The sequence below is a fragment of the Mycobacterium sp. RTGN5 genome, from assembly GCF_033804465.1.
Taxonomy (GTDB): domain Bacteria; phylum Actinomycetota; class Actinomycetes; order Mycobacteriales; family Mycobacteriaceae; genus Mycobacterium.
Map to the genome: position 1 here is coordinate 1,910,697 of NZ_JAPZLA010000001.1, position 25,629 is coordinate 1,936,325.

The 25,629-nt window shown below is 65.5% G+C and carries 23 protein-coding genes and 1 pseudogene; 14 read left to right on the top strand and 10 right to left on the bottom strand.

Annotated elements, in window-relative coordinates; translation table 11 throughout:
• Positions 1 to 26 precede the first annotated feature (26 nt).
• From SLQ31_RS09335 to SLQ31_RS09370, 8 genes and pseudogenes are all read left to right on the top strand, one after another.
• Complete coding sequence (locus SLQ31_RS09335; protein WP_319431688.1) at positions 27 to 1,154, top strand: hypothetical protein; 1,128 nt, start codon at positions 27 to 29, stop codon at positions 1,152 to 1,154.
• Positions 1,151 to 2,128 carry a TIGR03617 family F420-dependent LLM class oxidoreductase gene (locus tag SLQ31_RS09340; protein ID WP_319431690.1) on the top strand — a complete coding sequence of 326 codons (978 nt, stop codon included), beginning with the start codon at positions 1,151 to 1,153 and terminating at the stop codon, positions 2,126 to 2,128. Before SLQ31_RS09335 ends, SLQ31_RS09340 begins: the two co-directional genes overlap by 4 nt.
• A gap of 3 nt (positions 2,129 to 2,131) precedes the next feature.
• Complete coding sequence (locus SLQ31_RS09345) at positions 2,132 to 4,519, top strand: PEP/pyruvate-binding domain-containing protein (protein WP_319431692.1); 2,388 nt, start codon at positions 2,132 to 2,134, stop codon at positions 4,517 to 4,519.
• Positions 4,520 to 4,528: 9 nt separating this feature from the next.
• Positions 4,529 to 5,422 (top strand): universal stress protein, encoded by an 894-nt coding sequence (locus SLQ31_RS09350; protein WP_319431693.1) that lies wholly within the window; start codon positions 4,529 to 4,531, stop codon positions 5,420 to 5,422.
• A gap of 97 nt (positions 5,423 to 5,519) precedes the next feature.
• Positions 5,520 to 6,290 (top strand): annotated as a pseudogene (locus SLQ31_RS09355) (SigB/SigF/SigG family RNA polymerase sigma factor); the annotation flags it as partial.
• Between the two features lie 230 nt (positions 6,291 to 6,520).
• Positions 6,521 to 7,567 carry a DNA topoisomerase IB gene (locus SLQ31_RS09360; protein WP_319432977.1) on the top strand — a complete coding sequence of 349 codons (1,047 nt, stop codon included), beginning with the start codon at positions 6,521 to 6,523 and terminating at the stop codon, positions 7,565 to 7,567.
• Positions 7,568 to 8,115: 548 nt separating this feature from the next.
• Complete coding sequence (locus tag SLQ31_RS09365) at positions 8,116 to 9,564, top strand: hypothetical protein (protein ID WP_319431695.1); 1,449 nt, start codon at positions 8,116 to 8,118, stop codon at positions 9,562 to 9,564.
• 301 nt (positions 9,565 to 9,865) lie between these two features.
• Positions 9,866 to 10,048, top strand: coding sequence for a hypothetical protein (locus SLQ31_RS09370; protein WP_319431697.1), 183 nt, complete (start codon positions 9,866 to 9,868; stop codon positions 10,046 to 10,048).
• Between the two features lie 7 nt (positions 10,049 to 10,055).
• On the opposite strand, the gene SLQ31_RS09375 is transcribed toward SLQ31_RS09370, so the two are convergent.
• Positions 10,056 to 10,454, bottom strand: a complete 399-nt coding sequence (locus SLQ31_RS09375; protein WP_319431699.1) for an extradiol dioxygenase — start codon at positions 10,452 to 10,454, stop codon at positions 10,056 to 10,058.
• Positions 10,455 to 10,697: 243 nt separating this feature from the next.
• Positions 10,698 to 10,973: a hypothetical protein gene (locus SLQ31_RS09380; RefSeq protein WP_319431701.1), complete on the bottom strand. Its 276-nt coding sequence runs from the start codon at positions 10,971 to 10,973 to the stop codon at positions 10,698 to 10,700.
• Between the two features lie 10 nt (positions 10,974 to 10,983).
• On the opposite strand from SLQ31_RS09380, the gene SLQ31_RS09385 reads away from it, so the two are divergent.
• Entirely contained in the window at positions 10,984 to 13,104 is a 2,121-nt protein-coding gene (locus SLQ31_RS09385; protein WP_319431703.1) for a cellulase family glycosylhydrolase, read from the top strand.
• On the opposite strand, the gene SLQ31_RS09390 is transcribed toward SLQ31_RS09385, so the two are convergent.
• Both SLQ31_RS09390 and SLQ31_RS09395 read right to left on the bottom strand, forming a co-directional pair.
• Entirely contained in the window at positions 13,101 to 14,549 is a 1,449-nt protein-coding gene (locus tag SLQ31_RS09390) for an FAD-binding oxidoreductase (protein WP_319431704.1), read from the bottom strand. The two genes, SLQ31_RS09385 and SLQ31_RS09390, sit on opposite strands and share 4 nt — an antisense overlap.
• A 16-nt stretch (positions 14,550 to 14,565) precedes the next feature.
• A complete protein-coding gene (locus SLQ31_RS09395; protein ID WP_319431706.1) occupies positions 14,566 to 14,988 on the bottom strand; it encodes a nitroreductase family deazaflavin-dependent oxidoreductase in 423 nt (140 codons plus the stop codon).
• Positions 14,989 to 15,090: 102 nt separating this feature from the next.
• Between SLQ31_RS09395 and SLQ31_RS09400 the strand changes: the two genes are divergently transcribed.
• The 3 genes from SLQ31_RS09400 to SLQ31_RS09410 all read left to right on the top strand — a co-directional run bounded on the left by SLQ31_RS09400 (position 15,091) and on the right by SLQ31_RS09410 (position 17,029).
• Positions 15,091 to 15,411, top strand: a complete 321-nt coding sequence (locus SLQ31_RS09400; protein WP_319431708.1) for a WhiB family transcriptional regulator — start codon at positions 15,091 to 15,093, stop codon at positions 15,409 to 15,411.
• A gap of 77 nt (positions 15,412 to 15,488) precedes the next feature.
• Positions 15,489 to 16,094, top strand: coding sequence for a cysteine hydrolase (locus SLQ31_RS09405; RefSeq protein WP_319431710.1), 606 nt, complete (start codon positions 15,489 to 15,491; stop codon positions 16,092 to 16,094).
• A gap of 50 nt (positions 16,095 to 16,144) precedes the next feature.
• Entirely contained in the window at positions 16,145 to 17,029 is an 885-nt protein-coding gene (locus SLQ31_RS09410; RefSeq protein WP_413641936.1) for a D-2-hydroxyacid dehydrogenase family protein, read from the top strand.
• Here SLQ31_RS09410 and SLQ31_RS09415 read toward each other — a convergent pair whose 3' ends face one another.
• Genes SLQ31_RS09415 through SLQ31_RS09430 form a run of 4 tightly spaced genes read right to left on the bottom strand, consistent with a single transcriptional unit; the run spans position 17,030 to position 21,478 of the window.
• On the bottom strand, positions 17,030 to 18,298 hold the full coding sequence (locus SLQ31_RS09415) for an amidohydrolase family protein (RefSeq protein WP_319431714.1): 1,269 nt from the start codon (positions 18,296 to 18,298) through the stop codon (positions 17,030 to 17,032). It lies immediately after the preceding gene.
• Between the two features lie 10 nt (positions 18,299 to 18,308).
• On the bottom strand, positions 18,309 to 19,082 hold the full coding sequence (locus SLQ31_RS09420) for a class II aldolase/adducin family protein (RefSeq protein ID WP_319431716.1): 774 nt from the start codon (positions 19,080 to 19,082) through the stop codon (positions 18,309 to 18,311).
• A complete protein-coding gene (locus tag SLQ31_RS09425; protein ID WP_319431718.1) occupies positions 19,079 to 20,683 on the bottom strand; it encodes a class I adenylate-forming enzyme family protein in 1,605 nt (534 codons plus the stop codon). Before SLQ31_RS09425 ends, SLQ31_RS09420 begins: the two co-directional genes overlap by 4 nt.
• 30 nt (positions 20,684 to 20,713) lie before the next feature.
• Positions 20,714 to 21,478 (bottom strand): FadR/GntR family transcriptional regulator, encoded by a 765-nt coding sequence (locus SLQ31_RS09430; protein WP_319431720.1) that lies wholly within the window; start codon positions 21,476 to 21,478, stop codon positions 20,714 to 20,716.
• 228 nt (positions 21,479 to 21,706) lie between these two features.
• Here SLQ31_RS09430 and SLQ31_RS09435 point away from each other — a divergent pair, with 228 nt between their 5' ends.
• Positions 21,707 to 22,261, top strand: a complete 555-nt coding sequence (locus SLQ31_RS09435) for a sigma-70 family RNA polymerase sigma factor (RefSeq protein WP_319431722.1) — start codon at positions 21,707 to 21,709, stop codon at positions 22,259 to 22,261.
• 12 nt (positions 22,262 to 22,273) lie between these two features.
• On the opposite strand, the gene SLQ31_RS09440 is transcribed toward SLQ31_RS09435, so the two are convergent.
• Both SLQ31_RS09440 and mdlC read right to left on the bottom strand, forming a co-directional pair.
• Positions 22,274 to 22,675 carry a tautomerase family protein gene (locus SLQ31_RS09440; protein ID WP_319431724.1) on the bottom strand — a complete coding sequence of 134 codons (402 nt, stop codon included), beginning with the start codon at positions 22,673 to 22,675 and terminating at the stop codon, positions 22,274 to 22,276.
• Between the two features lie 84 nt (positions 22,676 to 22,759).
• Positions 22,760 to 24,376 (bottom strand): benzoylformate decarboxylase, encoded by a 1,617-nt coding sequence (gene mdlC, locus SLQ31_RS09445; protein ID WP_319431726.1) that lies wholly within the window; start codon positions 24,374 to 24,376, stop codon positions 22,760 to 22,762.
• Positions 24,377 to 24,597: 221 nt separating this feature from the next.
• Here mdlC and SLQ31_RS09450 point away from each other — a divergent pair, with 221 nt between their 5' ends.
• Entirely contained in the window at positions 24,598 to 25,590 is a 993-nt protein-coding gene (locus SLQ31_RS09450; protein ID WP_319431728.1) for a zinc-binding alcohol dehydrogenase family protein, read from the top strand.
• Positions 25,591 to 25,629: the final 39 nt, after the last annotated feature.

Genomic DNA, 25,629 nt, shown 5'->3' on the forward strand with positions numbered 1-25,629 from the left:
CATCGTATCGTTATTTGGAGAGTCTGTTGATCCTGAGTCCGCTCGACGAGTACCCCATCCACCAGGCGCCGGTGCCGATCAGCTCCCCGGACACCTCGGATCGCAACTTCTACGACCGCTCGTACTTCAATGTGCTTGACCGCGACGGGCGTTTCATGGCGCTGACCGGGATCGGCTATTACCCCCGGCTGGGTGTCAAAGACGCTTACCTGCTCATCCGGCGTGACGACGTCCAGACCGCAGTCCGGTTCAGCGATGCGATCGACGGTGACCGTCTCAATCAGAACGTCAACGGGTACCGGCTCGACGTGGTCGAACCCTTGCAGGAACTGCATCTGACCGTCGCGAAAACCGAAGGTATCTCGGTTGACCTGCGCTGGCGTGGCCTGTTTCCCGCCGCGTTGGAGCACCCGCATTCCATGCACTCAGAACGCCGAGTGACGTTGCAGGCGTGCCGCTTTGCCCAGCTCGGCAACTGGGAGGGGTGGATCGACATCGACGGCGACCGCCTTGACGTCACCCCCGACACCTCGGTGGGCAGCCGGGACCGGTCGTGGGGGATCCGGCCCATCGGCGAGCCCGAGCCCGCAGGCCGGCCGGACACCGCGTTCGGCGGGATGTGGTGGTTGTATCTGCCGCTGGCCTTCGACGACTACCAGATTTTCCTGATCATCCAGGAGGACCCGGACGGCCATCGCAGCCTGTATGACTGCTCTCGACGGTGGCCAGACGGCAGGGTGGAACAGCTCGATGGCGTGCGTGCGACAATCCACTACACGCCCGGCACCCGGATCCCTTATGGCGCACACATTGAGATGATGACCAGGGACGGAAGCCGACTGCAGCTCGATGTGGAGTCGAAGTTGTTCGCCCCCATCGCTTTTGGATCCGGATACGGCGGTGACTCCTCGTGGGCGCATGGCACATGGAAGGGCGGACCTTCCGCTGACCGCGTCTCCTACGACCTGACCGATCCCGACGTGATGGCGCGAGCTCCATTCAGTTTGATCGACCATGTCGGTCAAGCTGTCTGCACCGAACCCGACGGCAGCACACAGCACGGGGTGGGACTGTTCGAGCATGCCGTCATCGGTCCGCACCACCCGTCGGGATTCTCCGACTGGACCGACGTGCTGGCAACGGCGACCCCGTGAAGGTCATGACAGCCCTGTTCGACCCGAATGGCGCGGTCGAACGGGCGGCACTGCTGCGCGAAGCCGGGGCATCGGGGGTGTTCACATTTGAGGGTCCGCGGGAGGTCTTCACCCCGTTGGTGTTGGCCTCGACGGTCAAAGGCCTGGATCTGATGACCAATGTCGCTATTGCGTTGCCCCGCAACCCGATACAGCTGGCCCATCAGGCACATGACCTTCAAGAGATCTCCGAGGGCCGGTTCATCCTCGGCCTTGGCACCCAGATTCGCGCGCAGATCGAGAAGCACTACGGCGCGGAGTTCGACCACCCGGTGGCCCGCATCAAAGAGATGGTCGGCGCGCTGCGAGCGATCTTCGCCGCCTGGCACACCGGCGAGCGGCTCGACTTTCGCGGTGAGTACTACCGGCATACGTTGATGACGCCGACCTTCAATCCCGGGCCCAACGCGTTCGGGCCGCCGCCGATCTATCTCGGGGCGCTGGGCCCGCGAATGACCAGGGCCACAGCCGAAGTGGCCGACGGTCTGCTGGTGATGCCGTTCGGGTCGAAGCGGTTCCTGCACGAGAAGACCATGCCCGCCGTTCGCGACGGACTGGCCGCCGCGGGCCGAGAAGCCGATGACCTCGCGATAGTTCCCGAGATCATCGTGTCGGTCGGCGAGGATCACACCGCAACACGGATGCTGCTGGCGTTCTACGGCTCCACACCCGCCTACCGGCCGGTGCTGGACGCGCATGGCTGGGGCGACCTGCAACCCGAGCTGAACGCCATGTCCAAACAGGGTCGGTGGCAGGAGATGGCCACGCTGATCGACGACGAGATCCTCCACACGATCGCGGCCTGCGGTACCCCGGCCGAGGTGGCCGCGCACATCCGGGACCGCGTGGACGGCGTATCGGACCGGATCTGTCTTTATCAACCCGGGCCTATCGCTGTTGAAGCACTGGCCGAGATCATCGACGCGTTGGGCTGACGAATGCACACCACTGAGTTCGGCGAGATCACCGATGACCGGTTCGGTGGTAAGGCGCTGGGGCTGGCCGAATTGACGCGTCTCGGGCTTTCTGTCCCAAGGGGTTTCGTCATCGCGCACGCCTCATCGCTGACCCTTTCAGGCGAAGTAATAGCCCGCTTCACTCAGATGCAGGCGACGGGTTCGTCACCGGTGGCGGTCAGGTCCTCGGCGACCGGAGAGGACGGCGCCGAGCAGTCGTTCGCCGGACAGTACGACACCGTGCTCGGGGTGGATTCGCTCGACGGGTTCGCCGCGGCCGTCCGCCAATGCGTTGCTTCCGTCAGGTCCGAACGTGCCTCCGCTTACGGCGCCCACGATGAAGGCCGTGGTGCGGTCACCATGCATGTCGTCGTCCAACACATGGTCGATGCCCGCGCGGCCGGAGTGGTCTTCACCGCAGACCCCACCACCGGCCGTAGGGATCTCATGGTGATCGATGCCATCGCCGGGCTCGGGGAAGCGCTCGTCGACGGATCCGCCACCTCCGATCATCTCGTGTTGACATCCGACGGTGCCCAAGCGGTGCGTGAGGTCGGTGACGTCCCCGTCCTGTCCGATGAGGAAGTTGCCCAGATCCGCGCCGGCGCACTGCGCGCCGCCGAGCACTGGGCCAGGCCGATGGATCTGGAATGGGCGATCGACAAAGCCGGGCAGCTGCGGTGGCTGCAGGCCCGGCCGATCACCACGCTGCCCGGGGATCTCAACGAGATGGATACTCCGGTGGCCGGCCCGTCGCACGTGTACACCCGATGCAACATCGGGGAGATGATGCCCGGGGCGTTCTGTCCGCTCACCGCATCGGTGTCAGGGCACGCGATCGACTACGCCATGCAGATGACCCAAGTCGTGGCGCGGGCGCAGGACCGCTACGACAAGCAGTGGCTTCAAGTGGGCTACTTCTACGGGCACATGTTCTTGAACATGACCGAAGGGACTGCCCTGAGTTCGGGCATTCTTGGGAACTCGTTGGAGCAGTTCTCCATGTCTATCTGCGGTCGGGTGGTCGATGAACTCGAGCCCATGGCACCAAAACCGTTCGCTTCCAAGCTGATCAACACGGTCCGGTTGACGTCGTATTCGCTGTTTGCGGGGCCGGCGATCCGGCGCCTGGGCGATCAGATCGCCGCGTGGCCCATCCCGGCTTCTCGCGACGCCAAAAGCGTGCTGCGGCAGCTGGAGTCGGGTGTCGAACTGTACAGCCACGTCACCTTGGTCCACGTCCGGTCGTCATCGCGGGCGGCGGTGGGCGCGAACGTGCTGGAGAGCTACCTGGTACGTGATGCGGTGAAGAACGGCCGCGATGAGAACGAGGGTCAAGCGCAGGCCGCCCGGCTGATGGCGGGCGCGGCCGATGTCGAGAGCGCGATGATGGTTGAGGAACTGCATGCGGTGGTGGGGAAGATCGCCGACGACGAGACCGTCGCGGGCGAGTTTCTCGCTGCGGCCCCAGCGGATGCGCTGACCCGGTTGCGGAACGCGAACAATCCCGGCGCGGTGGCGTTGCGGCAGTTCCTCATTCGACACGGACACCGCGGATACCGCGAATTGTGCATGCGTGACCCCGCGTGGGCCGAGGACGCCGAGGGGCTAGGTTCGATGATGCAGGTCATGGTGCAGTCGGCCCGTGAATCCACCGGTGCGGCTCCGACACGCAAAGTTGTCGAGACACCCGAGTCGCGGACGGTCCGGCTGCTGGCGCGCCTGGCCCAGGGCGGCGCCCGCGGACGTGAGGAGACCAAATCGAAGATGGCGCTGATGGCGCATCGCCTGAAACTCGGGTACCGCCATCTCGGTGATGTGCTGGCCGAGTCCGGGCGCCTTCCCGACGCCGACTTGGTCTTCTTCTTCGATCGCGCGGAATTGGCCACCGTGGTCGGTAATGCCGATATCGCCGACCTCGTGCAGCGTGCGCTGCAGCGCCGACATGCCTTGGGGTTCCAGCAGTCACTGGAGTTCGAGGATGTCTCGGTCGGACGGCCCGCGCCGATCCTCGCTCGACCACTGAGTGCGCTTGACGACGGTCAGATCGTGGGACGGCCTGCCAGCAGGGGGACGGTGGAAGGCCTTGTGCGGGTGGCGAAATCGATCAAGGATGCGCGCGAAGTACAGCGTGGGGAGATACTCGTCGCACCCGTCACCGACGTCGGCTGGACTCCGTACTTCACCGTGATCGCCGCGCTGGTCACCGACATCGGCAGCTCGGTATCGCACGGCGCGGTGGTCGCCCGGGAATATGGGCTGCCCTGCGTCGTCAACACCCTTGTGGCCACCCAGGTGCTCAAGACCGGCGATCGTGTCAGGGTGGACGGCGACCGGGGCCTGGTCACGCGACTCACCGAGGCCGAATAGGGTCCAGGCATGACTACCGCAGCCAACCAGTCGGCCGTCCAGTCGGCCGTTGTCGTAGGTATCGACGGATCGGATACCGCGCTCGGCGCCGCCCGGTGGGCCGCGGAGTTCGCCAGCAGACATGCTCTTCCGCTGACGCTCTTGCACGCGGTCCCCAAGCTGGACTGGCATTTCGCCAGCGCCGACCCACCCGCCGGACTCGACCGAAGCACGGACAGCGACAGGGTGCTCGCCGCGGCGGAGACGGCCGTGCGTTCGACGCATCCAGATCTGGCGATCCGCGCGGCGACCGTCAAGGACGCGGTCGCGACAGCCCTCGCAGACGCCTCGCAATCCGCCCGGCTTCTGGTGGTGGGCGCGGGTGCCGGGGACCATCCCGCGCTTGGTGGGCACGCCGTAAGGGTCGCGCATCGGTCCCACTGTTCCGTCGTGGTCTGGCGGCAGCCGGTCGCCAAGCGGACCGGCAAGCCGCTACCCGTCGTCGTTGGCATCGATGAGTCCGATGACTCGACGCGCGCGCTGGCAGAAGCGTTCGACATCGCCGACATGCTGCATGCACAGCTGACGGTGGTGCATATGTGGGAACTCGGCGCGGCGGTCGGTATGGGCGATCTCGGCGGCGAGGGGATGATGGACTGGCAGCTGCTCGATGTGTTGCAGTCCCGGCAGCGCCAACGGATGGACGAGTTGGTCGCACCGTTGGCCCATAAGTACCGGAACGCGCACGTGACCAAGGTTTTTCAGGACATCAGCCCGGCAAAGGGACTCACCGATCTGTCCCGGGAAGCCCAGCTGCTGGTCGTCGGCAGTCACGGCCGTGGGAAGCTCGCCGACTTGCTCCTTGGCTCGGTCAGCCAGACCCTGATCCATCACGCGGAGTGTCCGGTGCTCGTGGTTCGGTAACGAACGTTTCGGTTGGCGACATCCGGGGAATAAGCGCGCTCGTCAACTTCAGTCGGTACCCACCGTGAGGTGATGCCCTCGCGGCGGCGGAAAGGGGATGATGATGAGCCAGCACGTCACGGATCCTGAATACGCTGACGTCCTTCCGATGTTCCGCCAACTGGCGACGCTGGATCCTGGGACAACCGCACACGTCCGACAACGCGACGCCATCATCGAGCGATGCTTGCCGCTGGCCAACCACATCGCCCGCCGGTTCGCTAATCGAGGCCAGCCATACGAGGACCTTGTCCAGGTGGCGCGGGTGGGTCTCGTCCAGGCCGTGAACCGATTCGATGTCGAGACCGGTTCCGATTTTCTGTCATTCGCCGTGCCCACCATGATGGGGGAGGTCCGCCGGTACTTCCGTGACTACAGCTGGTCGCTGCGGGTGCCACGCCGCCTCAAGGAATTGCACGTCCAACTCCAACGAGGCCGCTCGGAGCTCTCTCAAACTCTCGGGCACTCGCCGAATGCGACTGAGCTTGCCGAGTACCTGGGAATGGATCGTGAGGATGTCGTCGAAGGCCTCATCGCTGCCGATGCGTACTCCACCCAGTCGACCGATGTGCCCACGGGTGCCGGCGATGACGGTCTGGCGTTGGCCGAACGGCTCGGGGCCGACGACGTCAACATCGATCGGATGCTCAACGTGCAGACCCTTCGCCCACTGCTGGCAGCCCTGCCGGAACGCGAGCAGGCCGTATTGGCACTGCGGTTCTTTGAGAACATGACGCAATCGCAGATCGCCGAGCAGATCGGCGTTTCGCAGATGCACGTCTCCCGCATTCTGAAGCGGGCGATCGCCGGCCTCAGGGAGCGTCTGGAGAATGCCGAATCTGCCTCGCCCACGCTGCCTCTCAGTCCTCGCCGGGCAGCGATGGCGGCCAGGGATGTCGCGTCCGCACACTCGGCTGAGGCAAGAATCGCGGCTATCTCGAAGCGCTCTAAAACCGGCGCATCTGGGGCCGTGGCCTGAGGCTGGGTGCGCAGCGTTTAGGAACGCGTCAATTCGGGCTACTCGCTGTCGGAAGATTCCTGTTGGCTCTGGAGGTTCCGGTGCGACTACGGCGCAGCGTTCTCGACAAGCCCGGCATCACTCGTAAACGGAGTGGAACCGGATTCGCCTACCACGAGTCCGACGGCGCCAGGGTTGACGACCCGGCGACGCTTGCCCGGATCAAGGACCTGGTGATCCCACCGGCGTGGAAGAAGGTGTGGATCTCACCGTGGCCCAACGGCCATATCCAGGCGGTGGGCACCGATGTGGCCGGTCGCCGGCAGTATCTGTATCACCAGGGCTGGCAGGACGAGCGGGCCGAGGAGAAGTTCGACCGCGTGCTCGAATTGTCTGCGAAGTTGCCCGACCTGCGGGCGCAGATCGCGGCGGATCTGAGTTGTCGTGGGCTGCAACGTGATCAAGTGCTGGCTTTGGCTCTGGTATTGGTCGACCGCGGCTATTTCCGGGCCGGTGGCGAACAGTATGCCGAGGACAACGACTCCTACGGGCTGGCCACGTTGCTCTGTGATCATGTGGTGGCGCGCGGGAACGTCGTGTGCTTCGACTATCCGGCTAAAAGCGGCGTGCAGCGCGCCTGCGAAATCGAGGATGCAGAGGTGGCCCGCGCGGTCCGGGCACTATTGCGTCGCCCCGAGCGTACCGATCGGCTTCTGGTGTGCCGCACGTCATCCGGTTGGACGGACATCCATGCTGAAGACCTCAATGCCCGATTCAAAGAACTCGTCGGCGACGAGTACAGCGTCAAGGATCTGCGGACCTGGCATGGCACGGTGCTGGCCGCGCGCTCCTTCGCGCTGGCCGATCCCGCCGTCAGCGGACGCATCGCCAAAAAGGTGACCGCGGTGGTGATGAAGGAAGTCGCTGAGTCCCTGGGAAACACGCCCGCGGTGGCGCGCAGCGCCTACGTCGACCCGCGCGTCGTGCGTGCATATGAGCGCGGGAATACGATCGCGGTGGCCTGCCGGCGAGCGTCGCGTGCACGCCGGCCCGACACTGTCCAAGACATTCTCGAGAAAGCCACCCGCTCGATGATCCGCCGCGAGGTCAAACACCGCCCGGCCACGGAGATGCCCACAGCGGCCTGATCTCGTGTGGCGCCCGTCTGCAGCTCGCTAAGGCAAATTCGTCGGACGCACCGCTCATCGAACGCGTGGCCACTGCAGCAGTACGGCGCGCCGGCAGTCTGGGAGTAGTGGGTGGCTGTTGCAGAGTTAATTAATGATGCAAGTAGATTTGTTTAATTAGGTAAATAAGTTCGATTATTGTCACACGCAAATAATTGCACTTCGGTCGCTGCGTCAAAGTTTAGAAAAAATATTGACGCGATTCGATTATTCCGCCCGCAGCTAACTGTTACGGTCATGCTGTTCGCGTGGGCCGAGCTCAGGCGAACGACATGGTCGGGCGTGGGCCTGCACAACAGGAGCTCCTGTGACTGATCGCGGTGCTTAAAGCGTAGGCACTGTGGCCAGGGGTCCAATCTGCCTAGCTGGGCACTGCTGTGTCGCAGCTATTTCGCATCCATAAGTGCATCAATCACCGGATCAGACATCAGAGCTCCGAAGGGGAATTCACCATGTCCGCACTAATTGCCATGGGCAAACACCGTAAATCAGAAACTACTCGCGCCACAGTGGCCAAGCGGGCCGCTGGGGGTGCCATGATCGGCGCCGCCTTGACTGCCGGGATATCCGGCACATTTGCGGCCGCGACAGCGTCGGCCGCACCAGCTTGCAACCTTGCTCAGCTCTGTACCGGCCTGCCCGCCGCCGCCCCGCTGATTGGTGACGCCGGTGGCGGCAAGGTCACCCAAGCACTCGTGCAAGCGAATGCCGCGCCCGGTATCCCCGGCCTTGATCCGATCACGATCATCAATGCGTTCGCGGAGCCCATCCTCGCCAATCCGCTGACCCTGGTCTTCACCGCCGGGATGATCGGTGACGGCACGCTGCCGGGTCAAAACGGTGGCTTCCTGATCGGCAACGGCGCGGCCGGTGTGCTGCCCGGCCAGGCTGGCGGCAACGGCGGACTGTTCTACGGATCCGGCGGCAACAGCTTGCTCGGCAATGGCGGCAACGCGGGATTCATCGGCAACGGCGGCAACAGTGTTGCCGGCGGAAACGGCGGCAACGGCGGATTGTTCGCAGGCAACGGCGGTACCGCCGGCGCAGGAAACGGTGGCAACGCAGGGCTATTCGGCAACGGCGGGAGCAGTATCACCGCTGGCAACGGGGGCAACGGCGGCCTGATCTACGGCAACGGCGGCGACGGTGGCGCGGGGAATCCCGCGACGATCGCCAGCGGCGGCCGGGGTGGCAACGGCGGCTTCTACGGCAACGGTGGTAACGGCGGTAACGGCAGCGTGCTCGGTGGCGCCGGCGGCGACGGCGGTAATTCCGGCGGAGTCGGCTTCGGCGGCAACGGCGGCAACGCCGTCGTCGACCCTCTGCTGGGCACGCCCTACGACGGCGGTAACGGCGGCTCCGGTGGCCAGTTCTACGGCAACGGCGGCAACGGCGGCAACGGCAGCTCCAACCTGGGGGCGACCGGAAATGCCACTGGGGGCGCCGGTGGCGACGGCGGCGTGTCCGGAGCCGTCGGCAACGGCGGTAACGGCGGTACTGGCGGTTCGGTCGTCTCGACGGCCGGTACCGCTACCGGCGGAACCGGCGGCAGGGGCGCAGCCTCTGGCATGGGTGGCAACGGCGGCAATGGCGGCAATGGCGGCAGCGGCACGTCCGGTACCGGCAACGGTATCGGCGGTGACGGCGGCAATGCCGGCCGGAGCGGCACCTTCGCCGGTAACGGCGGTAAGGGCGGCACCGCTGGTGGTGGTACATCGGTGAGCGGTAATGGCACCGGCGGTCTCGGCGGAAACGGCGGCGGCGGTGGCGCATACACCGGCTCCGGCGGCGCTGGCGGTCCCGGCGGCAAGGGAACGTCGGTCACCGGCATTGGCACCGGAGGCAAGGGTGGCAACGGCGGCGGCGGTGGCGGCGTGTTCGGCAGTCGGCCAGGCCCCGGCGGCAAGGGCGGCACGGGTACCACCACCAATGGTGGGGACGGACAGAACGGTCAGTAGTCAATAGCCGACTCGGTGGCTCCGGCCCTGTGCCGGAGCCACCGTAGCCGGGTGATGCTGCTAACCCATCGCGCTACATTGAAATCGAGCCCACCGCAAGCCAATTCGGCGCGGTGGGCTCGGTCGCGCCTCGATATGTTATTCATGGTCGGCCAACAGCCGTGTACTGCCGATGAGGCTAGACGCGCCCGACGTCTGTCGCCGATAGGAATTGCGGTATGCCTATGCGCACTGCGGTCTACCGAGTATCGCCGATCGCTCGACGCGATCGAAATCGCCTGTCCGGCAAAGTATCTGAGTAGTGGAAACGCTTGGCGGCTTTCACGTGAAAGTCCATCGCGCGCGGAGAAAGCTGCGGCGGGCGAAACGCACGCTCTCGGACCACTATCTGTTCGTACGACGTCCGGTGCAGTACGCGGTGCTGGCTGCGATGGTCGTGGCTGCCTTGCTCAGTGCCTACGTGGTGATGTGGCCGCACGGTTGAGCGTGCGTCACTCCCGGTCGTGGTGACAGACGGCCTCGAGCATCAAGCCGGAGGGGTCGAGCCAGAAGGTCGCAAAGTAGGGCGGCGGATACTGCGGGAAGAATTGCGGCTCATGCAGAACCTCGCCGCTGAGTTCCTGCACCAGGCGATGCACGTCCTTTACCGCTGAGCGCGACGCGACCATGAAAGCCAGGTGTTGCAACCCGGTGCGCTGAAGCGAGTACGGCCCGGGTTCGGTGGCTGGATAGAAGAACAGATACGTCCCCGGCTTACCGGCCGCAGGACGGAACGCGAATTGGTCGTGATCGTCCAGAAACGGCTCGAACCCGACCAGCGGCATGAGCGCCGTGTAGTAGATACGCGCCGCCGCTAGATCAGCGACGTTGATCCCGAGGTGTCCGAGCATGAACCATGCTGCAACGGATCCCGACGGTGCTGCAATACGGGCAGAACGTCTTGGGAGCTATTCAGCGGGTGCCGGCGGGGCAAATTGACTCCGCCGCAGAGCCAGGTCCCGTATACACAGAGATATGAACGCGTCCGCTCATATCGGTCGGGTAGGTGGTTTGGCCATCGCGTTGGGCATCGGCGCGGCGTTGGCCTCAGCAAATGCGGTGGCGTGGGCGGACGCGGGTGACTCCGGGGCGGGTCACTCAACCGCTGCATCCGCCGGGGGCCACGCGGGCCCGCGAGCGGCGAAGGCAACTGCGAACGCGAAACCCAAACCCTCGACATCGACGCAGAAGGTGACGAGCCAACCGGCGGCGAAGTCGACGGTGTCGGCATCCGCTGCTCCCCGGCATCCGGTGAATGCTGCCGAGGCAGCGATCTCGAGTGTGTTCGCGGCGCTGGAGACCTCGTATGCGCGGAACCGGTCGGGGAGTGGCGCGGCGGCGACGCCGAGGCCCGCCGCCGTGGTGACCAACGGTGCGACGATGCCAACGTCGGCCGCGGTGACACCGATATCGGTACCGCACAACCTGACCGGGCTGGTCCAGCAGCTGGTCTACACCCCGCTGCATGCGGTCGTGCAGGCCTGGATCGTCAGCGAGGTCGGCAGGCAGGTCGACGGTTTCGTCAACACTGTGGCGGGTTCGTATGTGATCGGCAATGGCGCCGCCGGCACTGTGGATCGCCACAACGGTGGCGCCGGTGGGTGGCTCCTCGGCGACGGTGGTGCCGGCTGGGGCAGCGACCAGGCCGGTGTTGTCGGCGGCAATGGCGGCGCGGCCGGGGCGCTGGGCAACGGCGGAGCAGGGGGAGCGGGCGGCGCTGGTGCTGCCGGTGGTGCGGGTGCGGCCGGCGGTTCGTTGATGGGCATCGGCGGGAGAGGCGGTAACGGCGGTGCCGGCGCGGCGGGTGCAGTCGGCGGTGCGGGCGGTGCGGGCGGTGCCGGCGGCGACGGGGCAGGCGTGGTGTTCGGCATCGGTGGTCACGGCGGCCTCGGTGGCGACGGTTCCGACGGTGGCCGCGGTGGCAACGGAGGTAACGGTGCAGCCTTCCTGGGCAGTGGGGGCGCCGGCGGCGATGCAGGCAAGAGTGGTGTCGGTGGTGACGCCACGGGACTCCCCGCACTCGGCGGCGCGGGTGGCACCGCGGGCTGGCTCGGAAGTCACGGTGCGGTCGGCAATTCCGGCGCCACGGCCGCCGCGGGACCGCTCAGCGGGCCGCTGCCGCCTCTGTCGCATAACGGTACCTGGCTGACCACCAGCGACGGGCAGGTTGTCATCCTGCACGGCGTGAACGAGGTATACAAGCTGGCGCCGTACGAGCCGTCGCTCAGCGGCTTCGATGAGGAAGACGCACAGTTCCTGCAGGACAACGGTTTCAACGTGGTGCGGTTGGGCGTCATCTGGGCCGGTGTGGAGCCTCAACCTGGCCAGATCAGCACCACCTATCTCGACTCGATCAAGCAGACCGTGGATATGCTGGCCGACCACGGGATCTACACCATCATCGACATGCACCAGGACCTTTACAGCGAAGAGTTCTACGGTGAGGGCGCGCCCGCATGGGCCTCCGATGGCGGCGGCCGGCCCAACAAGAACGCCGGATTCCCGGGGAACTACTTCGTCAACCCCGCGCAGAGCCATGCCTGGGATGCCTTCTGGGGTAACGCTGCCGCACCGAATGGCATTGGGCTGCAGGACAATTACGCGCTGGTCTGGGAACACGTCGCGAGCTACTTCAGTGGAAATTCGGCTGTCATCGGCTACGACATCATGAATGAGCCCTTCCCGGGCTCCAATTATCCGGTCGCCCTGCTTGGCGGTTCGTTCTTCGCGACGCAACAGCTGACCCCCATGTACAACCAAGCGGCCGCCGCTATCCGGGCCGTCGACCCGACCACCCCGCTGTACCTGGAACCGCCTAACCCTGCGGTGACCGAAGTTCCCACTCTGCTGGGTCTGCCTGTGGCGCTGCTCGGGCACGTCGGCGACCCGAATTTTGTGCTGGCATTCCACGATTACTGCGGACCCATCGGTGGTGCGTTGTGCACCAAGATTGCCAATACGCTTGCCGCGCAGGCGGAAACCTATTCGAAGCGACACAACGTTCCGGCGGTGATGAATGAGTTCGGCGCCACCAGCGACGCTTCGATACTGACCAAGGAGATATCGGCGGCCGACCGGTACCTGATGGGCTGGGCGAATTGGGCGTACACCGGCAAGGGCGACATCACCGGATCACCGGATGTGGAGGCGCTGGTGTACGACCCGGCACTCCCGCCGGTTGGCGACAACGTGAATGCCGGCAATTTGGCGTTACTGGCCGCGCCGTACCCGCAAGTGGTGTCGGGTACCCCGAGCGCCTGGTCGTTCAAGAACGGTACGTTCGACTTCAGCTATTCCACGGCAAAGGTCGACGGCTCCGGCGCTTTCGCCGACGGCTCGCTGACCACGATCTCGGTTCCCGCCGTGGAGTATCCGAACGGCTATAACGTGACGATCACCGGCGGTCATGTTGATGGTGCGTTGTCCACTGCTACCCGACTGGTCATCGCATCCGACCCGAACGCCACCACCATCCGTGTCGTCGTGAGCCCCGCGCCTTAAGGCGAACCGATGCCCGAGCGCATCAAGCCGGCTGGATCGTACTTATGACGAATGGTGTTGAAGCGCTCCAGGTTCGGCCCGAGATACCGGGATAGCGGATCGCCCGTTTCCGGGTAGTTGATGTAGCCGCCCACTGACGCCGAGCCCAGCGTGCTGTGCGCAGTGGTCAGCCAGCCGCTCGCCGCGTCCGATGGTGACTCGGTGTACCACTGCACCGACGCCGCCTGCCGTCGCCAGGGAAAGGCGCTGCCCGCAGGGGCGACATCGTCGACCGCGCCCGACAGCGATTCGACGACCGCGGTCGCCGAACCTGCCGACTGCGGCCACGCCGACATCACCGCGACGATGGAATCCGCTGCCGCCGAGTTCATTTCACCGATGATGTCCGAGCCGGCGACGAACGCCCGCGGCACGCGTGCTGCGTCGCCGCCTTCGAAATAGTGCACGAAGTCGACGCGGTTCATTGTGCGGGTGCGGGTTGACGACGCAGACAACCCTGCTGCGGCAAGCATGTCGCCGGCGACCGAGGATCCGGTGCCAGGCGGCGTCGCCAAGATGACCGTGCAGCGGCCGGGTCCGTCGCCGACGGTGATGTTGACCATGCCCCAGATGTCCCGGGCGGCGGAGCGCAGCCAGCTGTGCCAGCCGATGATCGCCGCCGCGGCTGATGCCATCGGGAATGTCAGGGTGACCACGTCGCGGTCGGTGGCCGGAAAGGTCCGGAACGTCAGCGAGGTCACCACCCCGATGTTGCCGCCGCCACCGCCGCGCAGTGCCCAGAACAGATCGTCGTGGTCGTCGGCGGACGCGGTCACTACTGTCCCGGTGGGCAATACCAGCGATGCCGACACCAAGGCGTCACAGGTCAGGCCGCACCGCCGCGCGTCCGAACCCAGTCCGCCGCCCAACGTCAGTCCCGCAACACCGACGGTCGGGCAGCTTCCGGAGGGGATCGAGCGCCCGCGTGCTGCGAGCTGGGTCTGCACGGAGTCGAGATCCGTCGCGGGTGCCACCGTCACCAGATTGCGCCCGGCGTCGACGTCGATCCCGCCGGGGAGCCGACGCAGATCGATCACCAACGTCGCGTCGAGGGCGGATGCACCGATGTAGGAGTGCCCGCCGCTGCGGGCGCTGATTCCGATGTGGTTGGTTGCGGCGAACGCCACGGCTTTCTGTACGTCGGCGATGGACGTCGCGGCGACGACAGCCACCGGAGTGGAGCCGCCGAAGCGGGAGTTGAACACCCCTTTGGCGGCGGCGTAGTCGGCGGATGACGGCAAGACCAAGCTGCCGTCCAGCTGGCTGCCCAGCGCATCCCAGTCGGGTGGGGACGGACTCGACAGTGCTTTCGGCGTCACCGATCGGCACGAAGCCAGCAGCGCCGCCCCCGCTAGCCCGCCGAGTGCTCGTCGTACGAACGCCTGGCGGGAAATCTCGCCCGACATGGGCTGAATGGTAGTGCTACTCCAATACGAAAACCGGGATCAACCGCGAGGTCTTGGTCTGGTACTCGGCGTAGGGCGGGTATGCCTCGACGGCCAGGTCCCACCAGTGGGCCCGCTCGTCTCCGGACACCTCGCGCGCGGTCAGCGTGACGACCTTGTCGCCGTCCTGAGCGGTCACGGTGGGATTGTTCTTGACGTTGAAGTACCACGACGGGTGCGCCGGATCGCCGCCCTTTGAGGCGACCATGGCGTAGCGGCCGTCTTCCTCGACGCGCATCAGCGGCACGTAGCGCTTCTTGCCGGACTTGGCTCCGGTGGTGGTGAACAGGACGACCGGGCGGTCCAGGATCTGCACCCCGTCGGTGGTGCCCTGCTTCAGAATCTGTTCGGTTTGCTCGCGCACCCAATCGGTGGGGCTCAGTTCGGCATGTTCAGTCACGGACTCGGCAACACTTCCCGCCGCGGGGCTATTCCCCGAAAATGAGATTCACGCCGATCCGATACCTCTGGTTGCGCCGCCTGCCGGCGGAGGATTGCGAGCGTGCAACTGCGTGGCTTCCTTCCCCAACCGACCGTCTGGCATTGGGAATGGCAAGCATTGGGCAACTGTGTTGGGCACCCAGGGGAGGTGTTCTTCCCCGAGGACAATCCCCGAGGTGACCGCAGGCGCCTGGAGCAGCAAGCCAAGGTGATCTGCGCGGACTGCCCCGTTCGGGCGCGTTGCCTCGAGCACGCGTTGAATACGCCCGAGCCGTACGGGGTGTGGGGTGCGATGACGGCTACTGAGCGAGGGCAACGCGATTTGCGGCGTCGAGCTCACACGCCGGGGATTTCGGCGCGCTCCCGTGCGCTGGGCGCCTGAAAGCGCGCCGAGTTCGGGACCAATCGGCTGTGTCGGTCGAGCGTTGACTCTAGCGCTGATCGGATTAGCCTGCGGACATGATCTTTGAGCCCAAGAACACCGCCGTGGTGTTGATCGAGTACCAGAATGACTTCACCACCGAGGGCGGGGTACTGCACGGGGCGGTGTCGGAGGTGATGGCGAAGACGGGCATGCTCGCGCATACCCGCGATGTGGTGGCCGCGGCGCGCAGTGCCGGTGCGGCGGTCATGCACGCCCCGATCAGCTTCGCCGAAGGCTACGGCGAGATCACCAACCACCCGTACGGGATTCTGAAGGGCGTGGTCGACGGCAACGCCTTCGTCAAAGGGTCATGGGGTGCGGCGATCGTCGACGATCTGGCCCCGGCCGGCGGTGACATCGTCATCGAGGGCAAGCGTGGCCTGGACACCTTCGCCAGCACGAACCTGGATTTCATCCTGCGCAGCAAGGGCATCACGACCATCGCCCTTGGTGGGTTCCTGACCAACTGTTGCGTCGAGTCGACCATGCGCAGCGGATATGAGAACGGTTATCAGGTCATCACATTGAGCGACTGCGTCGCGGCGACGTCGGTGGAGGAACACGAGAACGCGCTGAAGTACGACTACCCGATGTTTTCCCGGCCGATGACCGCCGACGAGTTCATCGGGCAGCTCTCGTGACGCGGGTGCAGGTGGCGGTCCTCGACGACTACCAGAACGTCGCGCATGAGATGGCCGACTGGTCGGCGGTGGCCGAACGCGCCGACATCACCGTCTTCAACGACCACATCTTCGACGCCGACGAACTCGTCGCACGGCTGGCCCCGTTCGACGTGATCTTCGTGATGCGTGAACGAACCCCACTGCCGCGCAGCATCATCGAACGACTGCCGCGACTGAAGATGATCGCCTCGACCGGCCCGTTCAACGCCGCCATCGACATGCAGGCCGCCGAGGACCACGGAATTCACGTCGGGACCACCGGCGGCACCGTGGCATCGACGGTGGAGCTGACCTGGGCACTGATCCTGGCCGGCGCCCGCGACCTGGTCGCGGAAAGCGTCTCGGTCCGCGACGGTGGCTGGCAGGTATCAGTCGGGCGCGAGCTGTCCGGGCGGGTGCTTGGCGTCCTGGGCCTTGGCCGCATCGGTGCTCGCGTCGCGCGCATCGGTGAGGCCTTCGGTATGCAGGTGATCGCGTGGAGCCAGAACCTGACCCCGGAGGCCGCCGCCGAGGCGGGGGTGACCTACGTCGACAAGGAGGAGTTGTTCGCCCGTTCGGATGTGCTGACCGTCCACATGAAACTCAGTGAGCGGTCCACCGGCTTAATCGGCGCGGCCGAACTGGCACTGATGCAACCAACCGCGCTGCTGGTCAACACCTCTCGCGGGCCCCTCATCGACGAGGCCGCTTTGGTCGAGGCCCTGGAAGCCAAACGGATTCGGGCGGCGGCGCTCGACGTTTTCGACACCGAGCCGCTGCCGGCCGGGCACCCACTGCGCACGCTCGACAACGTCATTGCCACACCGCATATCGGCTACGTCGCCGACCGGCCCTACCGCATTTTCTTCCGCGATGCCGTCGCCGCCATTACGGAGTGGCTTGACCGACAGTGATCAGTAGGCGTCCGGATTCTGCTGGACGGCCTCCGGAACCGGATGCTGGTAGAGCCGTGAGGCGTTCTCCCACGTCACTTTTCGGATGATCTCGTCAGGAAGACCGTTGATCTGCTCGCGGATGGTGCGCTGCGTGTGCGGCCATGTCGAGTCGCAGTGCGGGTAGTCGGACTCGAGCATGATGTTGTCGGCCCCGATCCGCTCGTACTGGATGAACGACGACTGGTCCTCGACCGCGCAGAACCAGAAGTTGCGGGTGAACACCTCCGCCGGGGTCAGGGTCTCGCCGAGCGCCCGCCACGTCCCGTACATCTCGTGATAGCTCAGCATGTGGTCCAGGCGGTCCAGAAGCCCTGCCACCCAGCCGATTCCGCCCTCGGACAGGCAGATCTTCAGGTCTGGATAGCGGCTGCACACGCCTGAGTACAGCCAGTCGACCGCCGCGCTGATGGCGTAGGCGAAGAACAGCACTCCCGCCACGTCGGGCGGGGCGTCGTCTGTGGTCGACGGGGAGGTGCCCGACGAGCCGATGTGCAGGTTGACCACCGTCCCGGTATCCGCGCAGGCCGCCATCATCGGCTCCCAATAGCCGGAGTGGATGGTCGGCAGGCCCAGCATGGCGGGGTTCTCGCTGAAGGTCACCGCGCGGAAGCCACGTTCGGCGTTCTCGTAGATCATCTTTGCGCCGACCTCGGGGTCCAGCAGCCACGGCAGCTGGCACGGAATGATCCGCCCGGGGTACGTCCCAGCCCACGAGTCCATATGCCAGTCGTTCCAGGCCCTGACCGATGCCATCGCCAGGTCGCGGTCGGTGGTCACCTGCTGCAGCCGCTGACCGGCAAATCCGGGCAGGAACGACGGGAAGTTCAACGAGGCATACACGCCGTTGAGATCCATGTCCTTGACTCGGGCATGGATATCCCAAGCGCCGCAGCGCATTTCGTCAAATCGGGCCGGCTCGAAGCCGTACTCCGACACCGGCCGGCCGACGACGGCATTGAATCCGACATTCGGCAGTGACTGACCGTCGTAGATCCAGGTCTGTCCGCCGTCCTCGGTGTCGACCACCCGCGGCGCCCGGTCGGCGAATTTGGCCTGCACCCGCCCCTCGAAGGTGTCGGGCGGCTCGACGATGTGGTCGTCGACGGAGATCACCGTGTAATAGCGTTCGGCGCGTTCAGGTTCGGGCAGGAAGGTCACGGTGCGCTCTGCGCCGGTCTTGGCGGTGGTGAAATTCAGGTTCGACTGAAGCTCGTCGATGGAAGCCATGTCGAATCTCCTAGCTCAGCACGCCGCGGTCGGCTTTGATGGTCATGCGGGCCGCCCCGGCCCAGTACACGTCGGCGGCGCGTTCGATCAGCGAGGCCTGCATGCCGATCATGTCGCCGCGGTTCATCGGCGACGGCGTCCGGCCGGTGACCATCACGTCGTAGGCCAGCCGGCACACCCGCTCGATGGACACCGCGCGATACACCGCCGCGGCCACATTGTGTCCGGTGGCGATGACACCGTGGTTGGCCAGGATCACCAGATTGGCCGAACCGATCTGTCCGGCGAGTTCGGCTGCGCGCCAGGGGGCGTCGATCTCACCGTCGTATTTCTCGACCAGATACATGTCGTCGAGGAACAGCGCCCCGGTCTGGTGGACGAGGTCGGGCAGCACGCCCAGCGCGGCGATCAGGCTGACGTAGTAGGGATGGTTGTGGATCACCACCCTGGCATCGGGGCGCTGTCGGTGAATTTCGGTATGCAGGTGGATCGCGGGTGTGACGTCCCAGCGGCCGCGGACCACGTGTGCGTCCTCGTCGACCACGCAGATGTCGGATGCGGTCAGCTCCTGCCACCACAGTCCCCATGGGTTGACGAACATCTCGGTTCGTCCCTCGGGTTGCCAGGTGATGTGCCCGGCCATGTTCTCGGCCAAGCCGATGTCGGCGAGGTGGCGGAATGCCACCGCCATCTTCTGCTCGTCGGTGAGCTCGACGCCGATCGGCGGCGTCTTCGATGGCGCCCACACGCCCAGGCCGCCCTGCCGCACTTCTGGTGTGGTCATGATCGCTCCAGTATTGATCGGATATTTTCGCGGAGTTGGCCTTTGGCGATCTTGCCGCCCGAGGAGCGAGGCAGCTCCTCGAGCACCTCGAGGCGTTCGGGCAGCAGCTCTTTGGAGACGCCCTGGCCCAGGAGGTGATCGACGAGCGCGGGCAGATCGAGTGTGTCGCCGGGATTGATGAGTTCGGCGAACACGCACACGCGTTCTCCGAAGAGCGGATCGGGCATGGCCACCGCGGCGGCCACCGCGACGGCGGGGTGGGTGTCCACGACCTCCTCGACCGCGACGGCACTGATGTTCTTGCCGCCGCGCAGGATGAAGTCGGAGGTTCGCCCGGCTAGAACCAGGTATCCGTCGCTGTCCAGCTCGCAGATGTCGCCCATCCGCATCCAGCCGTCCGTGGTGAACAGTTTGTCGTGGTCGGTGCCGCCCAAGTAGCCAAGGCTTGTCGCGGGTCCACGGCAAACCGGCTGTCCGCGACCGGATTCCGTGACATCCTCGTCGCCGTCGAACAGGCGCACCTGCATCTCGGGAACGATCTGCCCCGCGGTGCGCAGCCGATGGTGCAGCGAATCCTTGACGGTGGTCGCGCTGAGCATGCCGGTCTCGTTGGAGCCGTAGAACTGAAGGATGGTGACCCCGGTCAGCTCTTCGAATTGTGCGGCCTGCGCGTAGGGCAACGGCTCACCGCCGGTGAACACGACTCGCAGGCTGGAGAGGTCGTGTTCCCGGGACGCGGGATTGGCCAGGAGCATCATCAATTGAGTACTCACACAACACAACACCGTGACCTGATGACGTTCGATGGCTGCGCAGGTCGCGGCAGGGTCGAACCGCTCGATGCGCACGGTGGTCGCGCCGAGATAGATAGGGGTGGTGTGTGAGGTCCAGATTCCGAAGCCGAACGGTGTCGGGATGACCGGAAGGACGATGTCGTCGGTGCTGAGTTCGCCGTTGGCGACGGCCTTCTGGTGAAAGTAGTGCCAGCGGTTCTGGGTGTGCACGACGCATTTGGGCAAGCCGGTGGTACCCGAGGTCGAATTGATGAGGAATTCGTCATCGGGTCCGACCGGCGACAGCCCGGCCGCGACGTCTGGTTCCGCTGCGGCGGTGTCGATGGTAAGTCCGCCGGGTCCGAGCACCACGGCGCGCAACGACACGTCGGCGGCAGCCTCGGCGGCATGTGCGGCGTGGGCAGTGTCGCTGACCAACAGCGACGGCTGCGCGGTCCGCATGATCTGGACGGCCTCCCGCACCCCGGCTCGTGCCCCGAGCCCCACGCTCACCGCGCCGCAGCGCTCGATCGCCACCAGCAGGACGTGGATGGCGATGCTGTCGCCGTGCCAGATCGCGACCCGGTCACCGGGCGCCACGCTCAGCCGGTGCAGCTGCACCGCGAGGTTGGTGGCGGCATTGTCGAACTCCGACCAGGTCAGCGCCTCGTTCGGGGTGTCCAGGGTGAAGTCGACGTACGCCGCCTTGTCCGGCGTGGACAGGGCATTGCGGCGAACGCACTCGGACAGCGTGATGTCCGACCACCAGCCGGCGGCCCGGTAGTGCGCCGCTTCGGCGCCGGTCGTGACGGCAACGTCGACAGCCATCACCAAATCATATGAAAATAAGGAGCGCCGTCAATGATCCCAGTGCCGGACCATGGCGGCGTCGACTGTTCCCGCTGATCCCGGGTAGTGCTGCGCCTTGATCAGGTGGGCCGCGGCGAGGTCATGGGCCAGGCGGGAATCGCCTGCCTCGATGGCGTCGATCACCCGCCGGTGTTCCTCCAGGACCGCCAGCCGTTCGTCGACGGGCACGATGCTGTGGTCGCTCACCTGGGTTGACCAGCTCTGTTCGTGCGCCGACCAGAGTGTCTCGAGTGCGCCGGCCAACATGATCATGGTCTGGTTGCCGCAGTAGGCGACCAGGGCTTCGTGGTAGCGCCGGCTGGCGGAGATCGCGCTCTGAAATTCGTCGGCGGCGTCGACGGCCTCGGCATGCAGCCGGCGCAGCGCCGGGACCACCGTGCTGTCACGGTCGGCGCGCTCCGCGCACAGCGCCGCACACGCCGGTTCCATCTGCCGAAGCGCGCCGCCGACATCGGACAGACTCACCTCCTGCGAGCCGAGCACCAAACCGATCGTGTAGGCCACGTTGGCGGCATTGGGCCGACGGACCACCGCGCCGCCGAGCTTGCCGCGCCGGACCCGCAGCAGCCCCTCGGCTTCCAGGATCCGCATGGCCTCCCGCAGCGACGGCTTGCTCACCGGGAATTCGCGCAGCAGTTCGTCCTCTTTGGGCAGGATGCTGCCGTCGGCGAGCTCGCCCCGCAGGATCCGCCGCCGCAGTTGGTCGGCCACCTGCTCGGCGAGACGGCGGAATTGAACGGTCGGCTCTGACACGGAACGGATCTCTATCGCTGGAAGTGATCTGCATCGTACAAGCGTGGTCCCGCCGGCAGCGGTGACTCCGGCCATGTTTCTCCACCGGATCTCCACACAATCGCCAAGCAACGATCCTCGCCGCTGCGAAGCATGGGGGAGGTGCGGTCATCAATTCCCGGTCGCGGAAGCAGTTTCACAACGCCCAACGTCGTGCGCCGTGATATCGACGAGAACAGGGTCACTTTCATGGACAACGGCGAACCCAACGATTCACGTAACGACTCTGCGGCAGAACAGGTCTCATGCCCGAGTTTCGAGCGGGACGTTCTGCCGCTGGCGCCGGAGTTGTATCGGCGGGCAGTGGGCTACACCAAGAATGCCGCTGACGCAGAGGATCTGGTGCAGGAGACGCTGTTGAAGGCGTACAACGCGTTCGACAGGCTGCGGGCGGACACGTATCTGCGGGCATGGTTGTTGCGCATCATGCGCAACGCCTGGATCTCCGACTATCGCGCCCGTTTGCGCCGGCCGGCCGAGAGCTTGGTCGGTGAGGTCGACGACGGGACCGACCATGCGGTGTCCGCTGAGAATCAGGTATTTCGGCACCTCTTGGATCCCGATGTCAGCGCGGCGTTGTTCGCGTTGTCGACAGAAATGCGCGAGACGCTCTACTGGGTGGCCGTCGAAGGGATGAGTTACCGCGAAACCGCCGAGATCATGGGCGTGCCCGAGGGCACCGTGATGTCGCGGATGCATCGCAGCCGTGCCAGCATGCGTCGATCACTGGGTGACGCCGCATGAGCTGGTTGTTCCTCACTGGTTCACGGCGGCCAGCCAGGCCGACTCTTCGCCGGGCTCTGGCAGGACGCGGCCACCTTCGACCGCGTAATGGGCAGGGCTGCTTTCGAATACGACCAGCACCCGCTCGGCGGGAATGGCGGTGATGCGGGTGGCCGCCGCGGCGATGGCTGTTGCCAGCCGGGTCGTCTCATCCTCGGGGTGGCCGTCTCGCACCCAACCGGTGATCAGCAACGGGTTCGCGGGACGGCCGTCGGTGTACACGCAGTCGGGTGGCAACTCGTGGAAGACGACGTTCACATACGTACTGGGAACGTGGTTGATTTCCGAGTGGATCCGGGCAATTTCGCCGGCCAGCACGGTCTTCCTGTCGGCGTTGATGGTCGATTGCGTCGTGGTGCAGGTGTAGATGGGCATGGTCTTCTCCCTGATGCGGATTGATGTGATGCGGATTGATTCGGCGGGGACCGCGATACGCGATCCCCGCCGAATTCGATGGGCTCAGCCGAGATGCGGGAGTTCGGACTGGGTCGGCACCACAATGACGGTGGGTCCGTCGGCGTCAAGTGCTGTCGTGAAGGCGTCGGCGAGCTCGTCGGTGCTGGTGACTTCGGCTGTGTGGCAGCCGAATCCCTTGGCCAAGGAGGCGATATCGAGGCCGGGCAGATCCAGCGCCGGCACACCCGGTGTGTTCTCCAGTTCGGCGAAGGACTTCAAGATCGCGTACGCGCCGTTGCGCAGCACCACGAACACGATCGGCAGCTTGTGTTGCGCGGCGGTCCAGATGGCCTGGATCGAGTATTGGAAGGAACCGTCCCCGATGGTGGCCACGATGGTGCGCTTGACACCCCGCTCGCGGTCGCCGAGGGCAACGCCCACCGCGCCCGGCACACCCCAGCCGATCCCGCCGCTACCGGTCGCGAAGAAGCTTCCCGACTTGGTAGTCGGCAGCCACTGCTCCAGTTCGGCCATCGTCGAGGTGGACTCCATGACCACCACCGCGTCATCGGGCTTGACGGTGCTCAAAGTCGCATAGACCTCGTCGGCGGTCAGCGGATCCGACGGTGCCGAGACGCGCACGGCGCGGTCGCGATCCAACGGTGTCGGAGCGGCCCGGCCGACGGGAACGTCGATCAGGTCGACCAGTGCCTCCAGTGCGATGCCCACATCACCGATCAGGCTGTCGCCCACCGGTGCGACCGCTGACACGCCCGGATCGGACGTGATCTGCAGCAGGTCGGTGCCCTCCGGCAGGTATTCACCGGCCACATAGGGGTAGTAGCGGAACACCGAGGCACCGATCACGACCACCAGGTCGTGACCGTGCACCACCTGGTTGACTTCGGCGATCGTCATCGGCAGCGGGCCGGCGAACAGCGGATGGGTTTCGGGGAAGGAGATCCGGTCAGGCAGGGCGCTACCGCGAACCGGAGCACCGAGTTTCTCGGCGAAGGCGATGCCCGCGTCCCAGGCGCCGGCACGGTCGACCTCGGGCCCCAGCACCAGCAGAGGATTGCCCGCCCGGTTGATCCGGTCGGCGAAGGCCGCCAACCGGGTGGCGTCGGGGGCCACTCGGTCGCTGACGGTCCGGATCACGGCCGGGCCCGTCGCAGGCTTCTGCCAGTCGTCGAGCGGGATGGACAAGAACACCGGGCCCCTCGGCGGTTGCATCGCCACTGCGTAGGCGTGCATGAAAGCCCCGGGCACATCCTCGGCGCGGGCCGGCTCGTAAGCCCACTTGACCCACGGTTGGGGCATCATCGTCGCGTGCGGATTGTTCAAATACGGGTCGATCAAGGACATTTCGCGGGTCTGCTGACCGGCCGTCACGATGAGCGGGGTATTCGCTCGGGCGGCGGCCACGAGGCTGCCCATCGCGTTACCGGTGCCTGCGGCGGTGTGCAGGTTGACCAGTGCGGGCTTGCCGGTCGACTGGGCGAAGCCGTCGGCCATGGCCAGCACGGAAGCTTCCTGCAATCCCAGGACGTAGGTGAAGTCGTCGGGGAAGTCCTGCAGGAACGTTTCCTCGGTCGAACCCGGATTGCCGAATATCGTTGTGAGTCCCAGGTTTCGGAGCAGATCGTAGGTGACAGCGTGGACGGTCTTGTCATCGGTCATTTCAGTCGCCAGCCTTCGTCGTGGGAATATTTTCGGCCGTCGAGCTGTCGCTCGCGACGCAGTACTCACCTTGACGGAGCGACAGCCCCGTCGACATCGACGCTGACCGCCATATCCGACTGATGCTGGCTGGATGGTCCTGTTACCGCCAGCGGTAATCCCTGAAGGAACGCTGGGGGCGGAAGGTGATTCAGAAGCAACCGACGATGAGGAGAGTCGCGATGGCGACGATGTCAGCGATCGCTTCGTTTGCGAGCCTGCCGATCGACGATCCGCAGGCACTGCAGGACGTTCGGGTCGACCTACCCGAATTGCGGCCCCGGGACGTGCTTGTCGAGGTCGCCGCGGTGTCGGTCAACCCGGTTGACGTGAAAAGACGCCAGACGCTGCCACCGTCGAGCACTCCGGTGATCCTGGGATTCGACGCCGCTGGTGTCGTCACGGCACTCGGTTCGGAGGTCAGCACGCTCTCGGTCGGTGACGAGGTCTGGTACGCCGGCGACATCTCCCGTCCGGGAACGAACGCGCAGTTCCATGCCGTCGACGAACGGCTCGTGTCACGCAAACCGAGGTCGTTGTCCTTCGCCGACGCAGCGGCGCTGCCGCTGACGACGATCACCGCATGGGAGTCGTTGTTCGACCGGTTCACACTGACGCAGGAATCGCAGGGTGACTTGATCATCATGGGGGGCGCCGGCGGCGTGGGGTCGGTGATGATCCAACTTGCCAAGGCGCTGACCGGGGTGCGTGTGATCGCCACCGCCAGCCGATCGGACTCGCGTGAGTGGGCGTTGAGCATGGGCGCTGACGTGGTGATCAATCACCACAACCTGCGCGCCGAGGCCATCGCCGCCGCACCCGACGGAGCTGACTGGTTGTTCTCCCCACACTCGACTGGAAACGTCGAAAACTACGTCGAGATCCTCAAGCCGTTCGGACACATCGCCGCGATCGACGATCCGGAAAACTTGGATTTGATGCCGTTGAAAGACAAGAGCATCGCCTGGCACTGGGAGTTCATGTTCACCAAGCCGCTGTTCGGGCTTGCGGGGCAACAGGATCTGCTCGCCAGGACCGCCCAGCTGGTCGACGACGGAGTCATCCGCAGCACCGTCACCCAAACGATCGGGGACTTCAGTGCACGTGGTTTACGGGAGGCCCACCAAGCTGTCGAATCGGGCCACATGGTGGGCAAGATAGTCGTCCACCGATGACGTTCGGCCCGCCGATCCTGCGCAGGGCAGGTCAGTCTT

What these genes read in the sequence shown, in the direction of transcription:
- SLQ31_RS09345 (WP_319431692.1), top strand. Translation starts at nt 2,132, where the DNA reads ATGCACACCACTGAGTTCGGCGAGATCACCGATGACCGGTTCGGTGGT.
- SLQ31_RS09350 (WP_319431693.1), top strand. Translation starts at nt 4,529, where the DNA reads ATGACTACCGCAGCCAACCAGTCGGCCGTCCAGTCGGCCGTTGTCGTA.
- SLQ31_RS09375 (WP_319431699.1), bottom strand. Translation starts at nt 10,454, where the DNA reads ATGCTCGGACACCTCGGGATCAACGTCGCTGATCTAGCGGCGGCGCGT.
- SLQ31_RS09385 (WP_319431703.1), top strand. Translation starts at nt 10,984, where the DNA reads ATGCCAACGTCGGCCGCGGTGACACCGATATCGGTACCGCACAACCTG.
- SLQ31_RS09390 (WP_319431704.1), bottom strand. Translation starts at nt 14,549, where the DNA reads ATGTCGGGCGAGATTTCCCGCCAGGCGTTCGTACGACGAGCACTCGGC.
- SLQ31_RS09405 (WP_319431710.1), top strand. Translation starts at nt 15,489, where the DNA reads ATGATCTTTGAGCCCAAGAACACCGCCGTGGTGTTGATCGAGTACCAG.
- SLQ31_RS09410 (WP_413641936.1), top strand. Translation starts at nt 16,145, where the DNA reads ATGGCCGACTGGTCGGCGGTGGCCGAACGCGCCGACATCACCGTCTTC.
- SLQ31_RS09415 (WP_319431714.1), bottom strand. Translation starts at nt 18,298, where the DNA reads ATGGCTTCCATCGACGAGCTTCAGTCGAACCTGAATTTCACCACCGCC.
- SLQ31_RS09420 (WP_319431716.1), bottom strand. Translation starts at nt 19,082, where the DNA reads ATGACCACACCAGAAGTGCGGCAGGGCGGCCTGGGCGTGTGGGCGCCA.
- SLQ31_RS09425 (WP_319431718.1), bottom strand. Translation starts at nt 20,683, where the DNA reads ATGGCTGTCGACGTTGCCGTCACGACCGGCGCCGAAGCGGCGCACTAC.
- SLQ31_RS09435 (WP_319431722.1), top strand. Translation starts at nt 21,707, where the DNA reads ATGGACAACGGCGAACCCAACGATTCACGTAACGACTCTGCGGCAGAA.
- SLQ31_RS09440 (WP_319431724.1), bottom strand. Translation starts at nt 22,675, where the DNA reads ATGCCCATCTACACCTGCACCACGACGCAATCGACCATCAACGCCGAC.
- mdlC (WP_319431726.1), bottom strand. Translation starts at nt 24,376, where the DNA reads ATGACCGATGACAAGACCGTCCACGCTGTCACCTACGATCTGCTCCGA.
- SLQ31_RS09450 (WP_319431728.1), top strand. Translation starts at nt 24,598, where the DNA reads ATGGCGACGATGTCAGCGATCGCTTCGTTTGCGAGCCTGCCGATCGAC.